The sequence below is a fragment of the Loktanella fryxellensis genome (genome assembly GCF_900110065.1).
GTDB lineage: Bacteria > Pseudomonadota > Alphaproteobacteria > Rhodobacterales > Rhodobacteraceae > Loktanella > Loktanella fryxellensis.
The window spans coordinates 34,055-56,986 of the sequence record NZ_FOCI01000001.1 but is presented as its reverse complement, the minus strand read 5'-3'; the positions used below and the strand labels follow the sequence as shown (position 1 = coordinate 56,986).

The window sequence follows — 22,932 nt, the reverse complement described above, 5'->3', positions numbered from 1 at the left end:
CCCGATGACGACCAAGACCCGCAGCATATTCGAAGAGGTCGACACGACCACCAAGGCGGTGGCGACCCCCGGCGGCATCGACGGCGGCAAGCGCGACGCGCGGGGTGCGATCCGCATCTGGCTGATGGTGCTGTTCGCACTGCTGGTCGTGATGATCGCCGTGGGCGGCCTGACGCGGCTGACCGATTCGGGCCTGTCGATCACCGAATGGGCCCCCGTCACCGGGGCCATCCCGCCGCTGAACGCCGCCGACTGGCAGTCCGAGTTCGACAAGTACCGTCTGATTCCCCAATACCAGCTGCAGAACGTCGGCATGACGCTGGCCGAGTTCAAGACGATCTACTGGTGGGAATGGGGCCACCGGCAGTTGGGCCGCGTGATCGGTCTGGTCTGGGCCGTGGGCTTTGCCGGGTTCCTGATCGCGCGCCGCATCCCCGTGGGCTGGACCGGGCGGCTGTTCTTCGTCGGGGCCCTCGGCGGTCTGCAGGGCGCCATCGGCTGGTGGATGGTGTCCTCCGGGCTGGAGGGTGAGCGCGTCAGCGTCGCCTCCTATCGCCTGGCCACGCATCTGGGGCTGGCCTTCGTCATCTTCGGCTTTATCACGTGGTACATCATGAAGATCGGGCGCAAGCCTGCGGATCTGCTGACCGCGCGCCGCGCGGGGGATGCGCGGCTGTGGACGCTGGGAACCGTGCTGATGGGGCTGACCTTCGTGCAGATCATCCTTGGCGCGCTGGTCGCGGGCATCGACGCGGGACGTGGATACCCCGACTGGCCGCTGATGGCCGGTGGCCTGCTGCCGCCCGACATGTGGCAGCTGACGCCGCTGTGGCGCAACCTGTTCGAGAACGACGGCACCGTGCAGTTCATCCACCGTATGAGCGGCTACGTCCTGTTCGCCTTCGCCCTCTTCGTGTGGTGGCGGGCGCGGGCATCGGCCAATGTCCGCACCCGTCAGGCGCATCACATGATGATGGGCATGATGGTGGTGCAGATGGTGCTTGGCATCGTCACCGTCGTCACCATGGCCACGCCGCATGTCGCCATCGTCCATCAGGCCGGGGCCGTCCTGCTGTGGGTGCTGGTGCTGCGCGCCCGCTTTTTGTCCCGCTATCCCTTTGCCCAATCCGTGAGAGGCGCGCGCGCATGACCACCGCCTATGAGACCCTGATGGCCTACGTCCGCGATACCGAGGCGCTGGGGCAGGTCGCAGGCCGTCTGGGCTGGGATCAGGAAACGGTGATGCCCGACGGCGCGCTCGACCAGCGCGCCGAGGAGCATGGCGCGATGGCGGGCGTGCTGCACGCGCGCCGCACCTCGCCCGTGATCGCCGAAGGGCTGGCCGCCGTGCAGACCACCGACCCGGTGGCGTTGGCGCAACTGCACCACATCCGCCGCAGCCATGACCGCGCGACGAAGGTGCCCGCGTCCCTTGCCGGGGCCATCGCACGGGAGACCAGCCGCGCGCACCGCATCTGGGCACAGGCCCGCGCGGAAGAGGATGTGGCGGCCTTCCTGCCCGCCCTGTCGCGCGTGCTGGATCTGAAGCGCGAGGAGGCGCAGGCGATAGCCGGCGGTGCCGACCCCTATGACGCCATGCTGGACGACTTCGAGCCCGGTGCCACGGGTGCGCAACTGACCGCGATGTTCGGCGCGATGCGGCCCCGTCTGGTGGCCCTGCGCGACCGCGTCCGGCAGGCCCCGCCCGCACCGCAGTTGCAGGGCACGTTCCCCGAGGACGGCCAGATGGCCCTGACCCGCGAACTGGCGGCGGCCTTCGGTTACGACCTGAACCGGGGGCGCATCGACAAGGCAGTGCATCCGTTCTCGTCCGGGTCCGGCCTCGACGTGCGCATCACGACGCGGACGAGTGCCGATGATCCGTTCAACTGCTTCTATTCCACGATCCACGAGGTCGGACATGCGTGCTACGAGCAGAACATCGACCGCGCCTATCTGCTGACGCCGCTGGGGGCCGGCGTGTCGATGGGCGTGCATGAGAGCCAGAGCCGCATCTACGAGAATCAGCTTGGCCGCAGCCGGGCCTTTACCGGGTGGCTCTATGGCCGGATGCGCGACACCTTCGGCGACGTCGGGATCGCGTCCGAGGATGACTTCCACGCCTGCGTGAACCGTATCGGCGACGGGTTCATCCGGACCGAGGCCGACGAGGTGCAATACAATTTGCACGTCCTGCTGCGATTCGACCTCGAACGTGCGCTGGTCAGCAGCGATCTGGCGGTGGCCGATCTGGAGGGCGCGTGGAACGAGCGGTTCGTCCGCGATTTCGGGTTCAGCGTGGACCGTCCCTCGCACGGCGTGCTGCAGGACGTGCACTGGTCGGAGGGGCTCTTCGGCTACTTCCCGACCTATTCGCTGGGCAACGTCTATGCAGGCTGCCTGCATGCGGCGCTGCGGGATGCCGTGCCCGACCTCGATGCGGACCTCGCGCGTGGCGACACGTCCCGCGCCACCGGCTGGCTGCGCGACAGTGTCCAGCGTCACGGCGGGCTTCATGCGCCCCGCGACGTGATCGCACAGGCGGCGGGTGGGGCCCCGACCGAAGGGCCTTTGCTGGACTATCTGGAGCAGAAGTTCGGGGCGATCTACGGGGTGTGAGGGTGTCGGGGGGCCAGCCCCCCGTCCGCAAAGCGGACGCCCCCCGGGATATTTTCGACCAGAAGAACGTGGGACGACGAGCTACCCCGGCCAGTCGGGGGCACGTTTTGCGAGGAAGGCGTCGATCCCCTCGGTGGTGTCGTCGCGGGCCATGTTGGCGACCATGACGTCGCCGGTCAGCGCGTAGGCGGCGGCAGTGGGCAATCCGATCTGCGCGTGGAACGCCTGTTTGCCGATGCGGACGGCGGCGGGGAGTTTCGTGGCGATGGTGTCGGCAAGGGTGCGGGTGGCGGCATCAAGGTCGCCGTCGGGCACGACGCGGTTCACGAGGCCGCCGTCGCGTGCCTCTGCCGCGGTCAGGAAACGGCCCGTTGTCAGAAGCTCGAACGCCAACTTCGCGGGCATGTTGCGGGTCAGGGCCACCATCGGCGTGGCACAGAACAGCCCGATGTTCACCCCGTTCACGCCGAAACGGGCCGCGTCGCCGGCCACCGCCATGTCGCAGGTCGCGACCAGCTGGCAACCCGCCGCCGTCGCCAGCCCGTGGACCTGTGCGATGACCGGCTGCGGCAGCGACTGGATGCGCGTCATCAGCGCCGTGCAGCGGTCGAACAGGGCCTTGAGCCCCGCCGCACCGGTGTCCGGCCCGTCGCGCAGGGTCAGGAGTTCGCGCAGGTCGTGACCCGCGCAGAACGCGCGGCCCGCACCGCGCAGGATCACCACGCGCACGGTCGGATCTTTCGCGATCGTGTCGAGCGTTGCGTGCAGGGCCGTCATCATCGCGGTGGACAGCGCGTTGAGGTTGCCCGGCGATTGCAGCGTCAAGGTGGCCACATGCGCCGCGTCATGGCGGGTCACCAGCGGTGCGGTCGTGTCGCTGCGCATTGTCATGGGGCGCCTTCTCTGCTGTCTTGGGATCAGCCTAGGGCAGGGGAGGCGCGTTTGGAACCGAAGATGGATGCGGCGGCGATGATGGCCTTCCTTGCGGAATCGTTCCCGCAGGTGGCCGGCGATTTCGCCGTGGACGCGGTCACGGCGGACGGCGTGCGCGTGCGCCTTGTCACTGCGGACCGGCATCTGCGGCCCGGTGGCACCGTATCGGGGCCTGCGATGTTCGCGCTGGCGGATGTGGCGGCCTATCTGGCGATCCTGTCGCGGATCGGGCCGGTGCCGCTGGCCGTCACGACGAATTGCAGCATCGACTTCATGCGCAAGCCCGCCAGCGGCGTGGACCTAATCTGCGACTGCCGCGTGCTGAAGCTGGGGCGGCAGCTGGCGGTGGTGGACGCGATGATCCGGTCCGAGGGGCTGGACGCCCCCGTGGCCCGCGCCGGGCTGACCTATGCCATTCCGCCCGTCCGCGAACCCGTCGCACCATGAAAAAAGGCCAGCCCGAAGGCTGGCCGAGGTGCTCGGGGTCGTTCGTGGTAACCGTTCAGCGCTGGTAGAAGGCCTTGTCGGCCTCGGCGCGGGCCTGACCCGGGGTCAGGCCGATATCGCGCAGCTCGTGCGCGTCGAGGCGCGCCAGCGTATGCCGGGTGCGGCGGCGCATGTCCCAGACGGTGACCGCCACGGCGGCCGTCACGCAGATCTGGGCCAAGCGCGGCAGGGCGGCCTGGCTGTTCAGAAGGCTGAGTTGCGACGTGTGGAGGGCGGCGGTCATGGTCCTGTCCTTGAATTGTATTGACACAATGTAGCGATCTGCTATGGTGTATGGATACAAAGCGATCATAGAGGCGTCCAGAAAATGATTGTATCCGATACAATGTGGATGCCCGATCTGTCGCAAGCGCCGCAGCGCTCGAAATACGAGGCTCTTGCGCTGGCGATCCGCGAAGGTGTGGCCGGTGGACAGCTTGCGCCGGGCGCGCAATTGCCCCCCGTGCGCGAATTGGCCTACCGTGTCGGCGTGACGCCGGGGACCGTCGCGCGGGCCTACCGCCTGCTGGTCGATGATCGGGTGCTGGTGGCGGGCGTCGGGCGTGGCACCTTCGTGGCCGACCGGCCCGCACACCTGCCGCCCGGGCTGACGCAGGACATCGCACAGCATATGGCGCCCTCGCTGATGGCGGATTTCCCCGTGGCGCAGGGCGAGCCGGGGTATCTGGTCAGTCCGCGGATGCCGGACATGGGGCAGGGTGCCCTGATGGTGCGCGTGCTGGGACAGCTGGCGGCGGCACCGCCCGACACGCTGATGCGCTATCCCAGCCGCAGCACCGATGTGGCGGCGCGGGCCGCGTTTCATGCGACTCTCGACCCCGCAGCCATCGGGCCGGCGACGGTCGACGACATCGTGCTGGCGCATGGCGGGCAGAATGCCGTCGTCCTCATCATGCAGACCCTGCTGCACGGCCCGCAGCCCGCGATCATCGTGGACGAGCTGAGCTACAACGGCTTTCGCAGCGCGGCAGAGCTGTGCCGCGCCGAGGTGTGGTCCGTGCCGTGGGACACCGAAGGGCCGAGCGTGGAGGTGTTCACGCAACTGGTGCGGCAGCACCGGGTCCAGATCTATTGCACCGCGGCCGAGGTCTGCAATCCGACGACCCGTGCCACCACGCCGGCGCGCCGGGCCGAGATCGCGGCGGTGGCGCGCCGCCACGGCGTGCACGTGATCGACGACGACTGCTACAGCCGGACGCAGCGGCTGGGGCCAAGCTATCGTGCGCTGCTGCCGGAACTGGGGTGGTATGTCACCTCGCCGTCGAAATCGCTCACACCCGCGCTGCGCATCGGTTTCGCGGTGGCACCGCAGTCCTGCGGGCCCGCACTGGTGCGGACAGCGACGGGCCACAGCTTTGGCGTGTCGCAACTGGTGTGCCATACCTATGCGGGTGTCATGGCGGCACCGGAGCTGCCGCAGATCATGGCCGCCGTCACCGCGCGGATCGCGCAGGACGTCGCCTGCGCGGTCGAGGTGCTGGCGGGGCACAATCTGGCCTGGGCGGATGGTGCGCCCTTCGTCTGGCTGACGCTGCCGCCGCCATGGCGGGCGGAGGCCTTCGTCGATGCGGCCAAGGCGCAGGGGGTCGTGCTGAAATCCGCCGAGGCCTTTGTGCAGCGCGACAGCCGCATGGTCCATGCGGTGCGCATCGCGATCAACGGGCAGGTGAGCCACGCGGACTTTCGCACCGCCATGCAGCGCCTGCGCGCGCTGCTGAACGCGCCGCCGGCGCGGATCGCGGTGTGATTTATGGGGTATTATGATACCTTAATCGCAAGTCGCTGATTTTGCTTTCGTATTTTGAGTATGCGGCGCTTGACGGTGCGTTCGCGGTGCGTATAAGCCACTCATCCGAATGACGGGCCGACGTTGGCCCCCGAATATCCTTGGTGAGATAATGAAAACCTTTACCGCGACCCCGGCGGATATCGACAAGAAGTGGATCCTGGTCGATGCCGAAGGCGTCGTCCTGGGCCGCCTCGCGTCGATCATCGCCATGCGTCTGCGCGGCAAGCACAAGCCGTCCTTCACGCCGCACATGGACATGGGCGACAATGTCATCGTGATCAACGCCGAAAAGGTGCAGATCACGGGCAACAAGCGTGACGAAAAGAACTACTGGCACACGGGCCACCCGGGCGGCATCAAGTTCCGCACCACCGGCGAGATCCTCGATGGCAAGCACCCCGAGCGCGTCGTCATGCAGGCCGTCAAGCGGATGCTGCCCGGCGGCAAGCTGAGCCGTCAGCAGATGACCCACCTGCGCGTCTTTGCGGGCGAAGCCCACGGCATGGAAGCCCAGAAGCCCGAAGTTCTGGACGTCGCGTCCATGAACAAGAAGAACACGAGGACTGCATGATGGCCGATCAGATCAACTCGCTCGAAGAGCTGGGCGGCGCTGTGACCGCCGACATCGGTGCGGTCGAAACCGCCATGGAACCCCGTGAGCCGGTCCGCGACAGCCTCGGCCGCGCCTATGCCACCGGCAAGCGCAAGGACGCAGTCGCCCGCGTGTGGATCAAGCCGGGCTCGGGCAAGGTCGTCGTCAACGGCAAGCCGATCGACGACTACTTCAGCCGTCCCGTGCTGCAGATGATCCTCAAGCAGCCGTTCCAGATCGCCGGTGTCGTCGGCCAGTTCGACGTGATGGCGACGGTCGCCGGTGGCGGTCTGTCCGGTCAGGCCGGTGCTGTGAAGCACGGTGTGTCCAAGGCGCTGCAGCTGTACGATCCGACCCTGCGTGCCGCACTCAAGGCCGCCGGTTTCCTGACCCGCGACAGCCGCGTCGTGGAACGCAAGAAGTACGGCAAGGCGAAGGCCCGCAAGAGCTTCCAGTTCTCCAAGCGCTAAGCGTCGGAAACTGTCGACATGGAACGGGCGGCCCTGCGGGGTCGCCCGTCTCATTTCATGGATGCGCGGTTCGGGGGCGCTGCGCCCCGGCTGCGCCCCGGCTGCGCCGTCCCCCGGGATATTTTTGACCAGAAGAACGGGGGCCGGACGATCCGGCCTTGATCTTTTGCTGCGGTGGCGAAACGATCAGCGCATGGCACGCCGCACATCACTTTCGCCCGATCAGACCCGCAGCATCACCCTGCTGGGGGTGCCCTTCGCCTATGCGCTGCTGCTGCTGGCGGTGCCGTTGGGCGCGATCATCCTGTTCAGTTTCTGGACGCAGGATTTCATGACCGTGGACACCACGTTCACGACCGCCAACTACCGCGAGATCTGGGACAGCCCGATCTATGGGCTGCTGCTGCAACGCTCGCTCATGGTGTCCGGAATCGTCACCGCCGTCACCGTCGTGCTGGCCTATCCGGTGGCGTATTTCATCAGCTTTCACGTCAAACCCAGCCGCAAGAGTCTGTGGCTGTTCCTGATCACCATCCCGTTCTGGACCAGCTACCTGATCCGCGTGTTCCTGTGGAAGGTGATTCTGGGCTACAACGGTGTCATCAACTCCGGCCTGCTGGAACTCGGCGTGATCACCGAACCGCTGACCTTCATCCTGTACAACGTGAACGCGGTCATCATCACGCTGGCGCATGCGTTCGCGCCGTTCGCCATCCTGCCGATCTTCGTGGTGCTGGAAAAGATCGACCGCAGCCTGCTGGAGGCATCGCAGGACCTGGGCGAGAGCAAGTTCAGCACGTTCCTGCGCATCACCCTGCCGCTGTCGATGCCGGGCGTCGTGGGGGCGGTGCTGATCGTGTTCATCCCGACCATCGGCGACTATGTCACGCCTGAACTGATGGGCGGTGCCGGTGGCAAGCTGATCGCCAACATGATCCAGACGCAGTTCCTGCAACTGAACAACGCGCCGCTGGGGGCCGCACTGGCCGTGGTCGCCATGCTGTGCGTGACGGCGATTTCGCTGATCTTCGTGTTCCTGAACCGGAAGTACCTGAGGGGCCGCTCGTGAGCCTGCGCGTCTATGTCATCGCCTATCTGATCTTCCTCTATGCGCCGATCGCCTTGCTGCCGGTATTCGCGTTCAACGATGGGACGATCATCGCCTTTCCCTTGTCGGGATTCACGACGCAGTGGTTCACCGAACTGACGCAGAACGCCGCCCTGCATGCCGCCGTGCGTAATTCGCTGGTCATCGCCGCCTGCACCGCCGTCTTCGCCACCATCCTCGGGCTGTGCGCCGCCCGCGCCGGTGCGATGAGCGATTTTCGCGGCAAGAAGGGCATCACCGGCTTTATCATGCTGCCGCTCGTGCTGCCGGAAATCATCGTGGCCGTGTCGCTGCTGGTGGTCCTGCGGCAGGTGCTGGGGCTGTCTTTGGGCAACTGGACGATCATCATGGCGCACGTGCTGATCTGCACGCCGTTCTCCATCGCGATCCTGAACGGCGCCTTCGCCGCCCTCGATCCGGCGATGGAGGAGGCGGCGCTGGATCTGGGCGAATCCCGCTGGTCCGCGTTCCGGCTGGTCACGCTGCCGCTGGTCATGCCCGGGATCGTGTCGTCCATGCTGATCGCCTTCACCATCAGCCTGGACGAGTTCATCATCGCGTTCTTTCTGACCGGCGCGAATCCGACCATGCCGGTCTATATCTGGGGCCTCTTGCGGTTCCCGTCGTCGCTGCCGGTCATCATGGCGCTGGGGACGATCCTCGTGGCGCTCTCGATCCTGCTGCTGACCATTGCCGAAATCTTCCGCAGGCGGGGCGTACGTCGCGCCGGCGGCACCGATACCGGGGGCTTCCTTTGACCGACCTCATCACGCTGCGCGGCGTCCAGAAATACTATGGCGACTATCATGCGCTGCGCGACATCAACCTGACCATCCGAGAGGGCGAGTTCTTTTCCCTGCTGGGCCCGTCTGGCTGCGGCAAGACCACCCTGCTGCGCGTCATCGCGGGGTTCGAGGGGGTGTCCGGCGGCACGGTCATGATCTCTGGCCGCGACATGAGCGACGTGCCGCCGAACAAGCGGCCCACCAACATGGTGTTCCAGTCCTATGCGATCTTCCCGCACCTGACGGTGGGCCAGAACGTGGCCTTCGGCCTGCGCACGCGCCGCGACATCGCCAAGTCTCAGCATGCCGCACTGGTCAAGGAAGCGCTGCATCTGGTCGGCCTCGACGGGTACGAGAATCGCGCGTCCCATGCCATGTCCGGTGGCCAGCGCCAGCGCGTGGCGCTGGCGCGCGCGCTGATCCTGAAGCCCAAGGTGCTGCTGCTGGACGAGCCGCTGTCGGCGCTGGACAAGAAGATGCGCGAACACATGCAGGTCGAACTGATCCGCCTGCAACGCCATATCGGCATCACCTTCATCCTCGTCACCCACGACCAGGAGGAGGCGCTGGTCATGTCGGACCGCATCGCCGTCATGTTCGCGGGCGAAATCGGTCAGCTGGACGATCCCGAAACGCTGTACCGTCGCCCGAACTCGCGCCGGGTGGCGGAGTTCATCGGCAAGATGAACTTCCTGCCCGCCCAGGTCACGGGCATCGACGGGGCCGTGACGCTGGACATCGCCGGGTTCGGCGTGACGCAGGTGCCCCATGTGCAGGTGCCGGAAGGGGCGGTCATCGGTCCCGCAGCGGTCGGCATCCGCCCGGAAACGCTGGCGATCCTGTTCGAGGGCGAAACGGCGTCGCGCCACGAGACGACGGCGACCGTGGACGAGGTCGTCTATTACGGCGACATGACCTATTACGACGTCCGGGTAAAGGACGTGCCGGAACCCCTGACGATCGCGATGAAAAACCTGATCGGGCGTCCCGTGCTCGAGGTGGGGGCGCAGACCCGGATCGGCTGGGACGAGCGCGCCATCGTGGTGTTCTAGAATGGCACCGCCACGCGCAGCGACAGCACCTCCAGCCCCGGGTTGATGTGCGCGATGTCGCCGTTCGAGCGGTGGTCGTAGCTGACCGTCAGCGTCGCATCGGTGTCGAAGGTATATCCCACGCCGATGGCAGACCGGAATTCCAGCACGCTGCCAAGATCGGGCCCACCGCCGCGCGCATAGAGGCCGGGCATCAGGCTGGTCTCGAAAAACAGCGGACCGGGCAGCACGGCGCTGCTGGTCCACTTCGCGCCGGCGCCCACCCAGACATCGCCATCGGTGGTGATGGACAGGGCATATGTCGGTTGCACCGGGCCAAGGCGGCGGGCGGAATCGACGCCCAGATACAACTCCTGCCCGATGTGGTCGCCGTCGAACATCACGGTGCCGGCCTGCATGGAAAAGCGCGGCGTCACGGGGGCGCGGTCGGTCCCTGACGCGGTGCCAAAGCCCGCATCCGCAAGGCTGATGGCCATGAATATCGCCGCAAGTGATCCGTCCAAGGTGTGCGCGCCTGTCTGCTGTGTGTCGGTCGGTTGTGCGGCCCGCTGTGGACCGCATCGCCGCCGCTGGCAAGCACCGTCTCAGGTATCGGCGGGCAGCAGGCCCAGACCGCGCAGGTAGATCCCGACGCCGGTTTCCAGCAGATCGTCGGGGGAATAGGGGCTCGTCCTGCCGGGATTGCCGCGGGCAAAGAGTTCGACCACGCCGTGCGACAGGGCCCAGACATGGGCGGCGAACATCTGCGGCGGCGGCCTGCGGGCCGGTGGAATGTGGCGCGACAGGTCGGCCGCTGCCTGTTCGAGGACGCCCAGCCCCCGTGAGGCCGCGGCATTCAGCGCGGGCGAGCGGTTGACGGAGATGCCGCTTTCGAACATCGCGACGTAGTGGCCGGGATTGTCGCGGGCGAACTGCAGATAGGCCGCCCCGGTCGCGAGGAACGCCCGCAGGTCTGACGGCTGGCCCGTGGCATACGCCGCCTCCATCCGGTCGGCGAACACGGTGTAGCCCTGCAACGCCGCCTCTGCGATCAGGTCGTCGCGGCCCTGAAAGTGGCGATAGACGGCGGCAGGCGTGACCCCCGCCTCGCGTGCGGCCTCCGACAGGGTGAAGCCCATGGGACCACGCGCCTCGATCAGCGACAGGCACGCATCGACGAGGGCCTGCGCCAGATTGCCGTGGTGATAGCCCTGCTTAGCCATGGCGCAGATCTGGGGCACCGACGATCAAGGGATCAACGTCGCCGATGGCCTTGGCCGACTTGCCTGCATATTCCAGCGGCGTCAGCACTGCACGGATCGCATTCACCCGCGCGCGGCGTTTGTCGTCGGCCAGGATCACCGTCCAGGGCGCATCGGCGGTATGGGTGCGGGTCAACGTCTCGTCGATGGCCGTCGTGTAGTCGTCCCACTTGTGCAACCCGTCCACGTCGATCTGGCTCAACTTCCATTGTTTGAGCGGGTCATTCTCGCGGTCGAGAAAGCGCTGCAACTGCGTCGCGCGTCCCACGGTCAGCCAGAGCTTAAAAAGCCTGATCCCGTCGTCCACCAGCAGCTTTTCGAACGCCGTGACCTGCCTGAACCACGCTTCGCGCTGTGCGGGCGTGCAAAAGCCGAAGACGTGTTCGACGACGCCGCGGTTGTACCAGCTTCGGTCGAAGAACACGATCTCGCCGGCGGCGGGCAGTTGGCGGATGTAGCGCTGGAAATACCACTCCGTCGCCTCGGTGTGGGTGGGTTTCGACAGGGCGACGACGCGGGCGTGGCGCGGGTTCATGTTCTCGCGAAAGCGGGCGATGGTGCCGCCCTTGCCTGCGGCATCGCGGCCCTCGAACAGCACGACGATGCGCTGTCCGTCGGACTGCGTCGCGGCCTGCAGTTTCGCCAGTTCGATCTGCAGGTCCGCCAGCGCCGCCTCGTAGGGCGTCTTGGACCACTCATCCGGATAGGGAAAGTCCGGGTTCGAGATGTGGTCCTTGTCCGCGTTGCGGATCAGATCGCGCACCGCGTCCGGGGCGTCATCCTCGAAAAAGCGGCTGATCCCGCCGTCGAACGGTTTGGTCATGGCATCCTCCGCAGTGTGCTGCCGCACTATGTCAGAGGACGCCGTCAGCGCAATCCGGCGCGGGTCGCGGCGCGGTCGATTGCGGCGATGGCCGCATCAGGATCGACGTGGTGGGGCATGTGGCCGATCCCCTCCATCCGGACCAGATTGGTGGTCGGGATGATCTCGGCGATCCGGTCGGAGTGGATGTCGATGGGAACCGTGCTGTCTTCGGTGCCATGCAGGATTTCGACCGGCAGGGTCAGTTCGGGATAGCGTTTCACCATCTCGACCGTATGTGGCCGCATCGTGTTCACCTGCCGCACGTTTGCGCGGAACGTGCTTGGTCGCAGCGCCAGCGGCGCGCCGATGTACTCGCCATAGCCGGGGGTCGCGGCTTGTGGGGCGAAGGTGCCCTCGATCACGTTCTCGACCGTCGATGTCGGCACGAAGGCCGCGATCAGCGGGATCGTCACGGCCCCGCCGAACGCACTGCCGTTGATGGTGTAATAAGCCCCGAGGCCACCGGGCCAAGGCATTGCAACACCGGCGAAAGACACGATGGCAGAAGCGTTTACAGGGCTTTCCTCATCCAGTCCCATCAGGGCCCACTGATAGGTCACGATGCCGCCCAGCGAATGTCCCACGACCACCGGATCGGTGACGCCCAACTGGTTGGCCGCGTCGCGCAGCATCATGGCCTGTTGCAGCGGGCTTTCGCCAGCCGTCGCGAACGGCCCGTCCGGCAGGCCCGGAAAGCGGTCGGTATATCCCAAGCCCGGCCTGTCGAACGCCGTCACGCGGTAGTTTTCCGCCAGCCGGTCGAACAGCTGGAACTTGTAGTCGCGCAAATTGCCGCCCGCCCCGTGGATCAGCACCACGTCGGGGCCACTGCCCGCCTGGATGTAATGGACGCGCGCGCCACCTGCGACGGTCACGAATTCGCCGATCGGCGGAAACGCGGCCTCTGCCGACTGAAAGCGCTGGCTGGCCGTGCAGCCGGTCAGGACGGCGCCCAGACCCAGCGTCAGGGCCGACAGGGTGAACGCTCTACGTGCCAATTTCATTCAAATCATACTTTGTGGATTGATAGATTTCGTTGATCCAGTTGCCATATAGAAGGTGCGCGTGGCTTCTCCAGCGGTTCTGCGGCGGATTGGCGGGATCGTTACCGAGATAGTAGTTGCAGGGCACGTTGATCGGCGTCCCCGCCGCCACGTCGCGGTCGTATTCCTGTTTCAACGTGCCGCTGTCGTATTCGAAATGGTTGAAGACATAGAGCGCGCGGTGCTGCGGGTCCTCGACCAGACATGGCCCGGTCTCTGCGCTGGTGATCAGGGTCTGCAACGACCCATGCGCGTCGATCTCGCTCTGGCGCATCTCGGTCCAGCGGCTGACCGGCACCACGATGTCGTCCGAAAACCCCCGCAGATAGGGCGAGGCGGGCGATGTCACCACATGACGAAAGCATCCAAAGGCCTTGTTTTCCAACGCATGTTTCTGCACGCCATGGAAATGGTTGATCATCGCCATGCCGCCCCAGCAGACGCCGAAGGTCGAATGCACATGGCTTTGCGTCCAGTCGAAGACCTGTTGCAGCTCGTTCCAATAGGTCACGTCCCCGAACGCCAGATGCTCGATCGGCGCGCCGGTGATGATCAGGCCGTCGAACTTTTCGCCCGTCGCCGCCACGTCCGCGAAGGGGCGATAGAACTCCTCCATGTGCTCTGCGGCGGTGTTGCGGGTCTGGTGCTCGCTCATGCGGATCAGGCTCAACTCGATCTGCAGCGGCGTGGCGCCGATCAGGCGCGCGAACTGGTTCTCGGTCTGGATCTTTTTCGGCATCAGGTTCAACAGCGCGATGCGCAGCGGGCGGATGTCCTGCCGGTCGGCCGTATCCTCGGCCATGACCATGACGCCTTCGCGCGACAGCACGGCATAGGCGGGCAGGGTGGATGGCAGTTTGATCGGCATGTCTGGTATCCTGTCAGTCGGTGCGTGGCAGATAGGCGGGTCAGCCCCGCATCTCAACCTGCATCAGCGCACGGGCGATCAGCGCCTCCACGTCGGACGACGTGCGCACGGTCGCCACGTCGCTCGCAGGGATCGTCAGCCCCCACCGCTCAGCGATGGCGCGATAGCGCGGCTGACGGTGCGCCAAGGCGCGGGCATAGGTCCAGCGGATGAAGGCGTCGGGATCGACGTCTCCTTCCGTGCAGTCGTTGTCGGCCAGATAGCTGCGCCATGCGTCCATCAGGAACCCCGCCTGATAGGACATCGGCTTCGGTGCCGCATCGAACCGGCGTACCAGTTCCGCCGTATGCGCATCCGACCCTTCGATCCAGACGATCAGCGTGCGGGCGGCCAGATGCGTCATCACCGGATCGTTCGCGTCTTTGGGATCGACCCATTCGCAGATCGACCCGCCCGTGTCGCACACGAAATGCGGATAACCATAGAGCGCGCGGGCCCGGTCGATGAAATGCCCGGTATCCAGCAGCGCCGCGACCTCTGCCCGGCGGAACTGCTCCTGCCGGCGGGTATATTCCGCAAGCGGCAGGCCACCACGCGCCGGATCGCCCGGCTTGCCCAGATAGGTGGACACCGGATCGAGGTTGTCGAAGGTGATGTTGGACACGATGGCGATGCTGTCGGACAGCAGCAGGTCGCGCAGGAACGGCACCTTCATCGCCTCCGCCTTGGCGTTGTCGGCGATGAGTTCACCCATGTGGCGGGTGCCGATGCGGTAATCGACCGAATAGTGGAACCAGTCGCCGCTGCGCCGCAGCAGGCTGGCGACATGGGTCTTGCCCAGACCGGACATGCCCATCAGCAGCAGGTGTTTGTGCGGTGCGGCCAGCCAGTCGGCTGAGGATGAATAGATCATGGCGACTGGTTACGGCGGCCTCGCGCCGTTTTCCAGCGGTTTGTGACGGTCAGTGCCCGCGCCAGATCCAGCCGCCGCCCAGCACGCGCGTGCTGGCGGGATCATAGAATACGCAGGCCTGACCGGGGCTCACGCCTTCCTCGGCGGCGAACAGCTCGACCTCGGCTTCGGTGTCGCTGATCGGGCGCAGCGTCGCTTCCACGGGCGGCTTGGTGGACCGCACCTTGACCGCGATCTGGCGGGTGCCACCGGCCAGAAAACCGCCGTCCCCCAGCCAGTTGACCTCGCGCAGCGGCACGCGGCGGGTCGCCAGCATCGCTTTCGGTCCGACGATCACGCGGCGCGTGTCCACGTCCAGCTTCACCACATAAAGCGGCGTCTCCAACCCGCCGATGCCAAGCCCGCGACGCTGCCCGATGGTATAGTGGATCAGCCCGCGATGCGTGCCCAGCACGGTGCCGTCCACATCGACGATCTCGCCGGGGGCGGCGGCACCGGGGCGCAGCTTCTCGATCACGGCGGCATAGTTGCCGTCGGGTACGAAACAGATGTCCTGACTGTCGGGCTTGTCCGCGACGGACAGGCCGTACTGCGCGGCAAGCGCGCGCGTTTGTGCTTTCGTTTCAAGATGTCCCAACGGGAACCTCAGGTAATCCAGCTGCTCTGCGGTGGTCGAGAACAGGAAATAGCTCTGGTCGCGGTTGGCATCGGCCGCGGCGTGCAGCTCGGGCCCCAGCGTGCCCGTCTTGCGCTGGATGTAATGCCCCGTTGCCATGCAGTCCGCGTCCAGATCGCGCGCTGTCGCCAGCAGATCCTTGAACTTCACCCGCTCATTGCAGCGGATGCAGGGCACCGGCGTGGCACCCGCCAGATAGCTGTCGGCGAACTCGTCGATCACCGCCTCGCGGAACATATTCTCGTAATCGAGGACGTAGTGCGGAAATCCCATCTTTTCAGCGATGCGCGCGGCGTCGTGAATGTCGCGCCCGGCGCAACAGGCGCCCTTGCGGGCCAGCGCTGCGCCATGGTCGTAAAGTTGCAGGGTCACCCCCACGACGTCATAGCCTTCGCTTGCCAGTTGAGCGGCCACGACGGAACTGTCGACCCCACCCGACATGGCGACGACGACCCGCGTCTGCGCGGGTGGCTTGGCAAAACCGAGCGAATTCAAAGCGTGGTCGAGGGGCATGGCAGTCACCTTGCGACAGGTCGGGTCAAAGTCGAGACGAATGCGATCTATATGCTGCGACCCGCGCTTACCAGTCCTTAAAGCCTTTCACCGAGTGTCGGTTCCGCAAGGTTGATGGGAAAGATGCGGCATGTTTCTGAAGAAAGTCGATGGGCCGCGGTCCGTGACCCTGCCTGACGGGTCGATCATGACACGTGCGGACCTGCCGCCTGCCCGCACGCGGCGCTGGGTCGCCTCGCGCAAGGCGGCGGTGGTGGCGGCCGTGACCCACGGCTTGATCCCGCGCGAGGCGGCACTTGCCACATACGATCTGACGGAAGACGAATTCGCATCCTGGGAAACCGCGATGCGGCTGCATGGTCGTGATGCCCTGCGCACGACAGCGTTGCAGCAATATAGACAACCGAAGGATGAACAGGCATAAAACCTTTTATTCGTAACGGAGCGTTAACTTTTAAAGATCAATTTGTAAGTCGACATAGAGAGCGGAGAGGCTTCATGCGCGTATTGTTGGTCGAAGACGATCCCACCACATCCAAGAGCATCGAACTGATGCTGAGCCACGCCAATCTGAACGTCTATGCCACCGACATGGGTGAAGAGGGCATCGATCTGGCAAAGCTCTACGACTACGACCTGATCCTCCTCGATCTGAACCTGCCGGACATGAACGGGCACGAGGTGCTGCGGCAATTACGGCTGGCGCGCATCGACACGCCGATCCTGATCCTGTCCGGCGAGGATGATACCGACAACAAATTGAAGGGTTTCGGTTTCGGTGCAGACGACTACCTGACCAAACCCTTCCACCGCGAGGAGTTGGTGGCGCGCATCCATGCCATCATCCGCCGGTCCAAGGGACACGCCCAGTCGGTGATCCGCACCGGGACCATTGCCGTCAACCTGGACGCCAAGACGGTAGAGGTGAACGGCACCGCCGTGCATCTGACCGGCAAGGAGTATCAGATGCTGGAACTCCTGAGCCTGCGAAAGGGCACGACCCTGACCAAGGAAATGTTCCTCAATCATCTGTACGGCGGCATGGACGAGCCGGAATTGAAGATCATCGACGTGTTCATCTGCAAGTTGCGCAAGAAACTGACCGAGGCCACGGGCGGCGACAATTTCATCGAGACGGTCTGGGGACGTGGTTACGTCCTGCGCGATCCGCAGATCCAGATGGCCAAGACGCAGATCGCCCTCGGCGCCTGACACCGTGCGCTGCCAGGTCGTGCCGCGACGGCGGCACGGATGAGTCGCTGCTGGACGTCCGACGCCGCAGGCCCTAGCTTCTGCGAGGCTCCGCGCAGCGGCGGGTGCAGACCGGAGACGTCACAATGGCATCGCAGACGACAGGCGACATGGCCCGGACAGAGGCACCGGTGCCATCGCAGATGGACCGCAGCGCCGTCATCGCGGAACTGGCCGATCTGGCCGTCCGGCTGACGGCCGCTGACGATGCGTATCACGGCAAAGATGCCCCTGTCCTGTCGGATGCCGACTACGACGCGCTGAAGCGCCGCAATCAGGCGTTGGAGGCGGCCTTCCCGGACCTCAAGCGGTCCGATTCGCCCAGCGACCGGGTCGGTGCACCGATCAGCGACGGTTTCGGCAAGGTCACCCATGCCCATCGCATGATGTCGCTGGCCAATGCCTTTGCCGATGCGGACATCGTCGATTTCGATAGCGGGATCCGCCGCTACCTCGGGATCGCGCCCGACGTGCCCCTGCGCTACGTGGCAGAGCCCAAGATCGACGGCCTGTCGCTGTCGCTGCGCTACGAGGGTGGCGTTCTGGTCCATGCGGCCACGCGCGGCGACGGCACCGTCGGCGAGAATGTGACGCCGAACGCGCGCACGCTGGACACGATCCCGCAGCGATTGACCGGCGCGCCGCAGATCCTTGAGGTGCGGGGCGAGGTCTATATGGCCCACGACGATTTTGCGGCGCTGAATGACCGGCAGGTGGCAGCGGGGAGCAAGACCTTTGCCAACCCGCGCAATGCGGCGGCAGGGTCGCTGCGGCAACTCGATGCCGGCATCACCGCAGCGCGCCCGCTGCGCTTCTTCGCCTATGCCTGGGGCGAGGTGTCGGAGGCGCTGGCAGACACGCAGTCCGGCGCGATCGACCGGCTGGCCGCCCTCGGCTTCGCGGTCAATCCGTTGACGCAGGTCTGCGACGGCCCGGACCAGATGATCGCACATTATGACAGGATCGCGGTCGACCGCGCCACGCTCGGCTACGATATCGACGGCGTGGTGTACAAGGTGGACGACCTCGCCCTGCAACGCAGGCTCGGCTTTCGGTCGACCACGCCGCGATGGGCCATCGCGCACAAGTTTCCGGCGGAACGGGCCTGGACGCAGCTTGCGGGCATCGACATCCAGGTCGGGCGGACGGGCGCGCTGTCGCCGGTGGCGCGGCTGGCGCCCGTCACGGTGGGTGGCGTCGTCGTCGGCAACGCGACCCTGCACAACGAGGATTACATTGCCGGACGCAGCAGCGACGGCAACACGATCCGCGACGGCCGCGACATCCGCGTCGGCGACTGGGTCGAGGTCTTTCGCGCGGGCGACGTCATCCCCAAGATCCGCGACGTGGATCTGGCGCGCAGGCCTGCGGACGCGGTGCCTTATGTCTTTCCAGAGACATGCCCGGACTGTGGGTCCGATGCCGTGCGCGAAGACGGCGATTCGGTGCGGCGCTGTACGGGCGGGCTGATCTGCCCGGCGCAGGCGCTGGAAAAGCTGCGGCACTTCGTCAGCCGCGCGGCTTTCGACATCGAGGGGCTTGGCGCGAAACAGGTCGAATACTTCTTTGGCGATAACGCGCTTGCGGTACGCGAACCGGCCGACGTCTTTACCCTGCGCGCCCGCAACGACGCCGCGATCGCGCGGCTGGAAAACCGCGATGGGTTCGGCAAGACCAGCGTGAGAAACCTGTTCGATGCCATTGACGAGAAAAGGAATATCCCGCTCAATCGCCTGATCTTCGCATTGGGTATCCGCCATGTGGGCGAGGTTGCAGCGTCCGATCTCGCGCGCCACTTCGGCACGTGGACAGCGCTGATGACCGCCGTGGATGCCGCAGCCCCCGCCGCCGTCGCACAACTTCAGGCCGACCGGGCCGAGGCTGAGGAGCGTCGTGCGGCCGCCGACGCCGGGCGTCGCGCCAGTCTGAAAGCGGTACGCGACGCGGCCTGGTCCAGCGTCCCGCCCGACGCCCGCACGGCATGGGACGATCTGGTGGGGATCGAGGGGATCGGCGCCACGGTCGCCACGGCGCTGGTCACGACCTTGCAACAACCGGCGGAGCGGGCGTCGATCGACCGCCTCGTGGCGGAGCTGACGGTGCAGCCGGTGGTGGCCCGCGCGTCCAGCACCAGCCCCGTGGCGGGCAAGACCGTCGTGTTCACCGGCACGCTGGAAAAGATGACCCGCGCCGAGGCGAAGGCCCGCGCCGAGGCGCTTGGCGCCAAGGTGGCAGGTTCTGTCAGCGCCAAGACAGATCTGCTGGTGGCCGGCCCCGGTGCGGGGTCCAAGGCCGCCAAGGCCGCAGAACTTGGGGTGGAAACCATCGATGAGGATGGGTGGCTGACCCTGATCGGTGACGCGTGACCGGCAGGCCGGAGGTCCTCTTTCCCCTTTTTGGTGAAATCGTCACGCTGAAGGGGATCGGCGCGAAATCCGCGCAATTGCTGAAGCATCTGGACATCACGCGCCCGCGCGATGTGTTGTTCACCTTGCCGCAGGGCGGCATCGACCGCCACAGGCGCGCCACGATCAACGATGTCGTCCCGCCTGCGGTCGTGACGGTCGAGGTGACGGTGGGGCCGCACATGCCGCCGACCGTCAAGGGGCGGCCCTACCGCATCACGGTGAGCGATGCTGAGACCACGTTTCAGCTGATCTTCTTTCACGCCAAGGGCGATTATCTGACGCATCAGTTGCCCGAAGGGACGCGGCGGATCGTGTCGGGGCGTATCGAACCTTTCGACGGCATCGGCCAGATGGCGCATCCCGACTACATCCTGTCGCCCGCCGATGCCGATACCATTCCCGCCTATGAGCCGGTCTATCCGTTGAGTGCGGGGATCACGCAAAAGCTGATGTTCAAGGCGACGCAGGCAGCGGTCGCACTGGCCCCGCCGCTGGCGGAATGGATCGACGGCCCATTGCTGGTGCGCGAAGGCTGGCCTGACTGGCACACGGCGCTGGCTGCGGCGCACCGCCCGCAGGCCAGCACCGACCTGTCACCGTTCACGCCAGCGCGCACGCGTCTGGCCTATGACGAACTCTTTGCGCATCAGCTGACACTGGCGCTGGCCCGTGCACAGATCCGGCGCAAGCCGGGGCGGGTGACGCAGGCGACCGGGTTGTTGCAGGACCGGGTGCTGGCCGCCTTGCCCTACGCCCCCACTGCTGCGCAGCGGCGGTCGGTGGCCGAAATCCAGGGCGACATGGCCGCACCGCACCGCATGAACAGATTGCTGCAAGGCGATGTGGGATCAGGGAAAACCCTCGTGGCACTCCTGTCGCTGCTGGCCGCGGTAGAGGCGGGCGGGCAGGGCGTGATGATGGCTCCGACGGAGATCCTCGCCCGCCAGCACCTCGACGGGTTGCGCCCGCTGGCGGCGAATGCGGGCGTCGTGCTGGAGATTCTCACGGGCCGCGACAAGGGCGCCGTGCGCCGCGACAAGCTGGCGGCCCTGGCGGAGGGTCGGATCGATATTCTGGTCGGCACCCATGCGGTGTTCCAGAAGGACGTGGTGTTTCACGATCTGCGGCTGGCGGTGGTGGACGAACAGCACCGCTTCGGCGTGGCGCAGCGGATGGAACTGGGGGCCAAAGGGCAGGCGGCCGACGTGCTGGTGATGACCGCCACCCCGATTCCGCGCAGCCTGAGCCTTGCGCAATATGGCGAAATGGACCTGAGCGTGCTGGACGAAAAGCCGCCCGGTCGCACCCCCGTCACCACCGCGCTGATCCCCACGGACCGGCTGGACGAGGTGGTGGACCGTCTGCGCGCCGCCGTGGCCGACGGACGGCAGGCCTATTGGGTCTGCCCGCTGGTCGAGGAAAGCGAGACGCTGGACATGACGGCAGCCGAGCAACGCTTTGCCGCGCTGCGTGCCGCCTTGGGCGACGGTGTCGTGGGGCTGGTGCACGGGCAGATGCCGCCCGCGGACAAGGACACGGCGATGGCGCGGTTCGCGGCCGGGCAGACCCGCGTGCTGGTGGCCACGACGGTGATCGAGGTGGGCGTCAATGTGCCCAACGCCTCCATCATGGTGGTGGAACGGGCCGAGAGTTACGGTCTGGCCCAGCTGCACCAACTGCGTGGCCGCGTCGGGCGCGGGGCAGCGGCGTCCACCTGTCTGCTGCTGTATCAGGCCCCGATGAGCGAGACGGCGCAGCGGCGGCTTGGCATCCTGCGAGAGACCGCGGACGGCTTTCGCATCGCGGAGGAGGATCTGGCGATCCGTGGCGCAGGCGACATGATCGGCACCGCGCAGTCGGGACTGCCGCGATTCCGCATCGCCGATCTGGAACGGCAGGCGGCGCTGATGGCCGTGGCGCAGTCGGACGCCCGCAAGCTGCTGCACGACGATCCCGCGCTGACCACCCCGCGGGGTCAGGCGGCGCGGGTGCTGCTGTGGCTGATGGAACAGGACCGCGGGATCCGCCTGATTTCAGTGGGTTGAGAACATCGGGGTACAATGTTCACGAATGTTCTTAAAAAGTTCTTTACAGAACCCACAAAGATGTGAGAACAAAGAAGCAACAGAAGCCAACCGGAGGAGAGAGCCCATGGCCAAGGATATCAAGACCGCGATCCACCGTAGCCGCGATACACTTCTGGCCGACGCGATCGGGGTCGCCTCACTGGTTGTCATGCTGTTTGTCGGATTGTCCCTGCCTGCGATGATCTGACCTGCCGCGATTCGGCATCGCGGCGCGCCTGTCCCACCGGGCCGCTGCATCCGCCTGTCCCCACGGTCACCGGGTTGCCTGCCCTGACCGTTTCCGCCGGGTCGCACCCCTTGCCGCCGCCATCCTGCCCGGATGTGCGGCGGTTTTTTTTATGGCTTCGCCCGCGCTGCGGTCAGGGCGTCCAGCGTGGCGTCGAGGCTGAGCATGATGGACGCATGGCGGTTCTTGTAATCGCGCGCCGGTTCCAGCACCGCAAGACCTTCGAAGGGGGCTGCGGGCACCGGGCCGTCGGTCGTCAGCATCGCAAGAAGCTCGTCCCGGCCGCGCTGTATCGTCGCCCGGTCGAGGCCGATCACCGCGTGACCCACCACCGATGCGGCCGCCTGACCCAGCGCACAGGCTTTCACGTCCTGACCGAAGGCGGTGACGTGCCCGTCGTTGACGCCCACGTCCACCGTCACGGTCGAGCCGCAGAGCGGCGCGCGGCGGCGCGCGGTGCCGTCAGGGGCCGTCAGCCGGGTCGTATGTGGCACGTCGGCGGCGAGGGCGAGGATCCGCGTCGAATAGAGCTTCATCATCTCGGCCTTGTCGGTCATCGGTTTGCCCTTTCGCAGCGTGCCCCCTAGATAGGCGGCATTGGTCCTGTTGCAAAGGTTGCACCCATGCCCTTCGACCCCCTCACGCTGCGCTATGATGCTGCAGGGCTGATCCCCGCCATCGCGCAGGACGCGACCAGCGGGCAGGTGCTGATGATGGCTTGGATGAATGCCGATGCGGTGGCGCGGACGCTGGCCACTGGGCGCGTCACCTATTGGTCGCGGTCCCGGCAGGCGTTCTGGATCAAGGGCGAGACATCGGGTCACGTACAGGAGCTGGTGGAGTTCCGCATCGATTGCGACCGCGACTGCCTGCTGGTCCGCGTCGATCAGACCGGGCCCGCGTGTCACACCGGGCGTCAGTCGTGTTTCTATACGCTGGTGGACGGTAGTGGGGAAACGGTGACGGCTGCGCCGATGGTGGGTTGA

General features: G+C 66.1%; 25 protein-coding genes. 15 read left to right on the top strand and 10 right to left on the bottom strand.

The features are described from left to right. The first annotated feature begins 4 nt into the window (after positions 1 to 4). Entirely contained in the window at positions 5 to 1,150 is a 1,146-nt protein-coding gene (gene ctaA / locus BMX16_RS00265) for a heme A synthase (RefSeq protein WP_089897497.1), read from the top strand. Beyond that, positions 1,147 to 2,619, top strand: coding sequence for a carboxypeptidase M32 (locus BMX16_RS00260; protein WP_089897495.1), 1,473 nt, complete (start codon positions 1,147 to 1,149; stop codon positions 2,617 to 2,619). The genes ctaA and BMX16_RS00260 overlap by 4 nt, the downstream gene beginning before the upstream one ends. An 81-nt stretch (positions 2,620 to 2,700) precedes the next feature. Here BMX16_RS00260 and BMX16_RS00255 read toward each other — a convergent pair whose 3' ends face one another. Then, positions 2,701 to 3,504 carry an enoyl-CoA hydratase gene (locus BMX16_RS00255; RefSeq protein WP_089897493.1) on the bottom strand — a complete coding sequence of 268 codons (804 nt, stop codon included), beginning with the start codon at positions 3,502 to 3,504 and terminating at the stop codon, positions 2,701 to 2,703. Between the two features lie 57 nt (positions 3,505 to 3,561). Here BMX16_RS00255 and BMX16_RS00250 point away from each other — a divergent pair, with 57 nt between their 5' ends. Further along, a complete protein-coding gene (locus BMX16_RS00250; RefSeq protein WP_089897491.1) occupies positions 3,562 to 3,999 on the top strand; it encodes a PaaI family thioesterase in 438 nt (145 codons plus the stop codon). Between the two features lie 55 nt (positions 4,000 to 4,054). On the opposite strand, the gene BMX16_RS00245 is transcribed toward BMX16_RS00250, so the two are convergent. Further along, positions 4,055 to 4,282, bottom strand: coding sequence for a DUF1127 domain-containing protein (locus BMX16_RS00245; protein ID WP_089897489.1), 228 nt, complete (start codon positions 4,280 to 4,282; stop codon positions 4,055 to 4,057). 84 nt (positions 4,283 to 4,366) lie between these two features. Here BMX16_RS00245 and BMX16_RS00240 point away from each other — a divergent pair, with 84 nt between their 5' ends. The 6 genes from BMX16_RS00240 (at position 4,367) to BMX16_RS00215 (ending at position 9,855) form a co-directional block, all read left to right on the top strand. Then, positions 4,367 to 5,806 (top strand): aminotransferase-like domain-containing protein, encoded by a 1,440-nt coding sequence (locus BMX16_RS00240; protein ID WP_089897487.1) that lies wholly within the window; start codon positions 4,367 to 4,369, stop codon positions 5,804 to 5,806. A 151-nt stretch (positions 5,807 to 5,957) separates the two neighbouring features. Then, the gene (gene rplM / locus BMX16_RS00235; RefSeq protein ID WP_089897485.1) at positions 5,958 to 6,419 is read left to right on the top strand and encodes a 50S ribosomal protein L13; all 462 of its coding nucleotides are present in this window, start codon (positions 5,958 to 5,960) and stop codon (positions 6,417 to 6,419) included. Continuing rightward, entirely contained in the window at positions 6,419 to 6,910 is a 492-nt protein-coding gene (rpsI, locus tag BMX16_RS00230; RefSeq protein ID WP_089898275.1) for a 30S ribosomal protein S9, read from the top strand. Before rplM ends, rpsI begins: the two co-directional genes overlap by 1 nt. A 193-nt stretch (positions 6,911 to 7,103) precedes the next feature. After that, positions 7,104 to 7,979, top strand: a complete 876-nt coding sequence (locus tag BMX16_RS00225; RefSeq protein WP_089897484.1) for an ABC transporter permease — start codon at positions 7,104 to 7,106, stop codon at positions 7,977 to 7,979. After that, complete coding sequence (locus BMX16_RS00220; protein WP_089897482.1) at positions 7,976 to 8,776, top strand: ABC transporter permease; 801 nt, start codon at positions 7,976 to 7,978, stop codon at positions 8,774 to 8,776. The genes BMX16_RS00225 and BMX16_RS00220 overlap by 4 nt, the downstream gene beginning before the upstream one ends. Beyond that, complete coding sequence (locus tag BMX16_RS00215; RefSeq protein ID WP_089897480.1) at positions 8,773 to 9,855, top strand: ABC transporter ATP-binding protein; 1,083 nt, start codon at positions 8,773 to 8,775, stop codon at positions 9,853 to 9,855. The genes BMX16_RS00220 and BMX16_RS00215 overlap by 4 nt, the downstream gene beginning before the upstream one ends. On the opposite strand, the gene BMX16_RS00210 is transcribed toward BMX16_RS00215, so the two are convergent. The 7 genes from BMX16_RS00210 to mnmA all read right to left on the bottom strand — a co-directional run bounded on the left by BMX16_RS00210 (position 9,852) and on the right by mnmA (position 15,974). Continuing rightward, positions 9,852 to 10,358, bottom strand: a complete 507-nt coding sequence (locus BMX16_RS00210) for an acyloxyacyl hydrolase (RefSeq protein ID WP_143057970.1) — start codon at positions 10,356 to 10,358, stop codon at positions 9,852 to 9,854. The two genes, BMX16_RS00215 and BMX16_RS00210, sit on opposite strands and share 4 nt — an antisense overlap. 81 nt (positions 10,359 to 10,439) lie before the next feature. Next, positions 10,440 to 11,057: a TetR/AcrR family transcriptional regulator gene (locus BMX16_RS00205; protein WP_089897477.1), complete on the bottom strand. Its 618-nt coding sequence runs from the start codon at positions 11,055 to 11,057 to the stop codon at positions 10,440 to 10,442. Continuing rightward, entirely contained in the window at positions 11,050 to 11,919 is an 870-nt protein-coding gene (gene ppk2, locus BMX16_RS00200) for a polyphosphate kinase 2 (protein WP_089897475.1), read from the bottom strand. The genes BMX16_RS00205 and ppk2 overlap by 8 nt, the downstream gene beginning before the upstream one ends. A gap of 44 nt (positions 11,920 to 11,963) precedes the next feature. Then, the gene (locus BMX16_RS00195) at positions 11,964 to 12,965 is read right to left on the bottom strand and encodes an alpha/beta fold hydrolase (RefSeq protein WP_089897473.1); all 1,002 of its coding nucleotides are present in this window, start codon (positions 12,963 to 12,965) and stop codon (positions 11,964 to 11,966) included. Next, a complete protein-coding gene (locus BMX16_RS00190; protein ID WP_089897472.1) occupies positions 12,949 to 13,872 on the bottom strand; it encodes a homoserine O-succinyltransferase in 924 nt (307 codons plus the stop codon). Before BMX16_RS00190 ends, BMX16_RS00195 begins: the two co-directional genes overlap by 17 nt. 40 nt (positions 13,873 to 13,912) lie before the next feature. Continuing rightward, positions 13,913 to 14,785 carry an ATPase gene (locus BMX16_RS00185; protein WP_089897470.1) on the bottom strand — a complete coding sequence of 291 codons (873 nt, stop codon included), beginning with the start codon at positions 14,783 to 14,785 and terminating at the stop codon, positions 13,913 to 13,915. Between the two features lie 49 nt (positions 14,786 to 14,834). Beyond that, the gene (mnmA, locus tag BMX16_RS00180; protein ID WP_089897468.1) at positions 14,835 to 15,974 is read right to left on the bottom strand and encodes a tRNA 2-thiouridine(34) synthase MnmA; all 1,140 of its coding nucleotides are present in this window, start codon (positions 15,972 to 15,974) and stop codon (positions 14,835 to 14,837) included. 130 nt (positions 15,975 to 16,104) lie between these two features. Between mnmA and sciP the strand changes: the two genes are divergently transcribed. The 5 genes from sciP to BMX16_RS18150 all read left to right on the top strand — a co-directional run bounded on the left by sciP (position 16,105) and on the right by BMX16_RS18150 (position 21,907). Next, positions 16,105 to 16,398 carry a CtrA inhibitor SciP gene (gene sciP / locus BMX16_RS00175; protein ID WP_089897466.1) on the top strand — a complete coding sequence of 98 codons (294 nt, stop codon included), beginning with the start codon at positions 16,105 to 16,107 and terminating at the stop codon, positions 16,396 to 16,398. Between the two features lie 74 nt (positions 16,399 to 16,472). Then, on the top strand, positions 16,473 to 17,186 hold the full coding sequence (ctrA, locus tag BMX16_RS00170) for a response regulator transcription factor CtrA (RefSeq protein ID WP_089897464.1): 714 nt from the start codon (positions 16,473 to 16,475) through the stop codon (positions 17,184 to 17,186). A gap of 149 nt (positions 17,187 to 17,335) precedes the next feature. Beyond that, positions 17,336 to 19,591, top strand: a complete 2,256-nt coding sequence (ligA, locus tag BMX16_RS00165) for an NAD-dependent DNA ligase LigA (RefSeq protein WP_089898273.1) — start codon at positions 17,336 to 17,338, stop codon at positions 19,589 to 19,591. Continuing rightward, a complete protein-coding gene (gene recG / locus BMX16_RS00160; protein WP_089897462.1) occupies positions 19,588 to 21,678 on the top strand; it encodes an ATP-dependent DNA helicase RecG in 2,091 nt (696 codons plus the stop codon). Before ligA ends, recG begins: the two co-directional genes overlap by 4 nt. 106 nt (positions 21,679 to 21,784) lie before the next feature. Next, the gene (locus tag BMX16_RS18150; RefSeq protein ID WP_281242535.1) at positions 21,785 to 21,907 is read left to right on the top strand and encodes a hypothetical protein; all 123 of its coding nucleotides are present in this window, start codon (positions 21,785 to 21,787) and stop codon (positions 21,905 to 21,907) included. 149 nt (positions 21,908 to 22,056) lie between these two features. Here BMX16_RS18150 and BMX16_RS00155 read toward each other — a convergent pair whose 3' ends face one another. Further along, on the bottom strand, positions 22,057 to 22,503 hold the full coding sequence (locus BMX16_RS00155; RefSeq protein WP_089897461.1) for an iron-sulfur cluster assembly scaffold protein: 447 nt from the start codon (positions 22,501 to 22,503) through the stop codon (positions 22,057 to 22,059). 66 nt (positions 22,504 to 22,569) lie between these two features. Here BMX16_RS00155 and hisI point away from each other — a divergent pair, with 66 nt between their 5' ends. Further along, complete coding sequence (gene hisI, locus BMX16_RS00150) at positions 22,570 to 22,932, top strand: phosphoribosyl-AMP cyclohydrolase (protein ID WP_089897459.1); 363 nt, start codon at positions 22,570 to 22,572, stop codon at positions 22,930 to 22,932.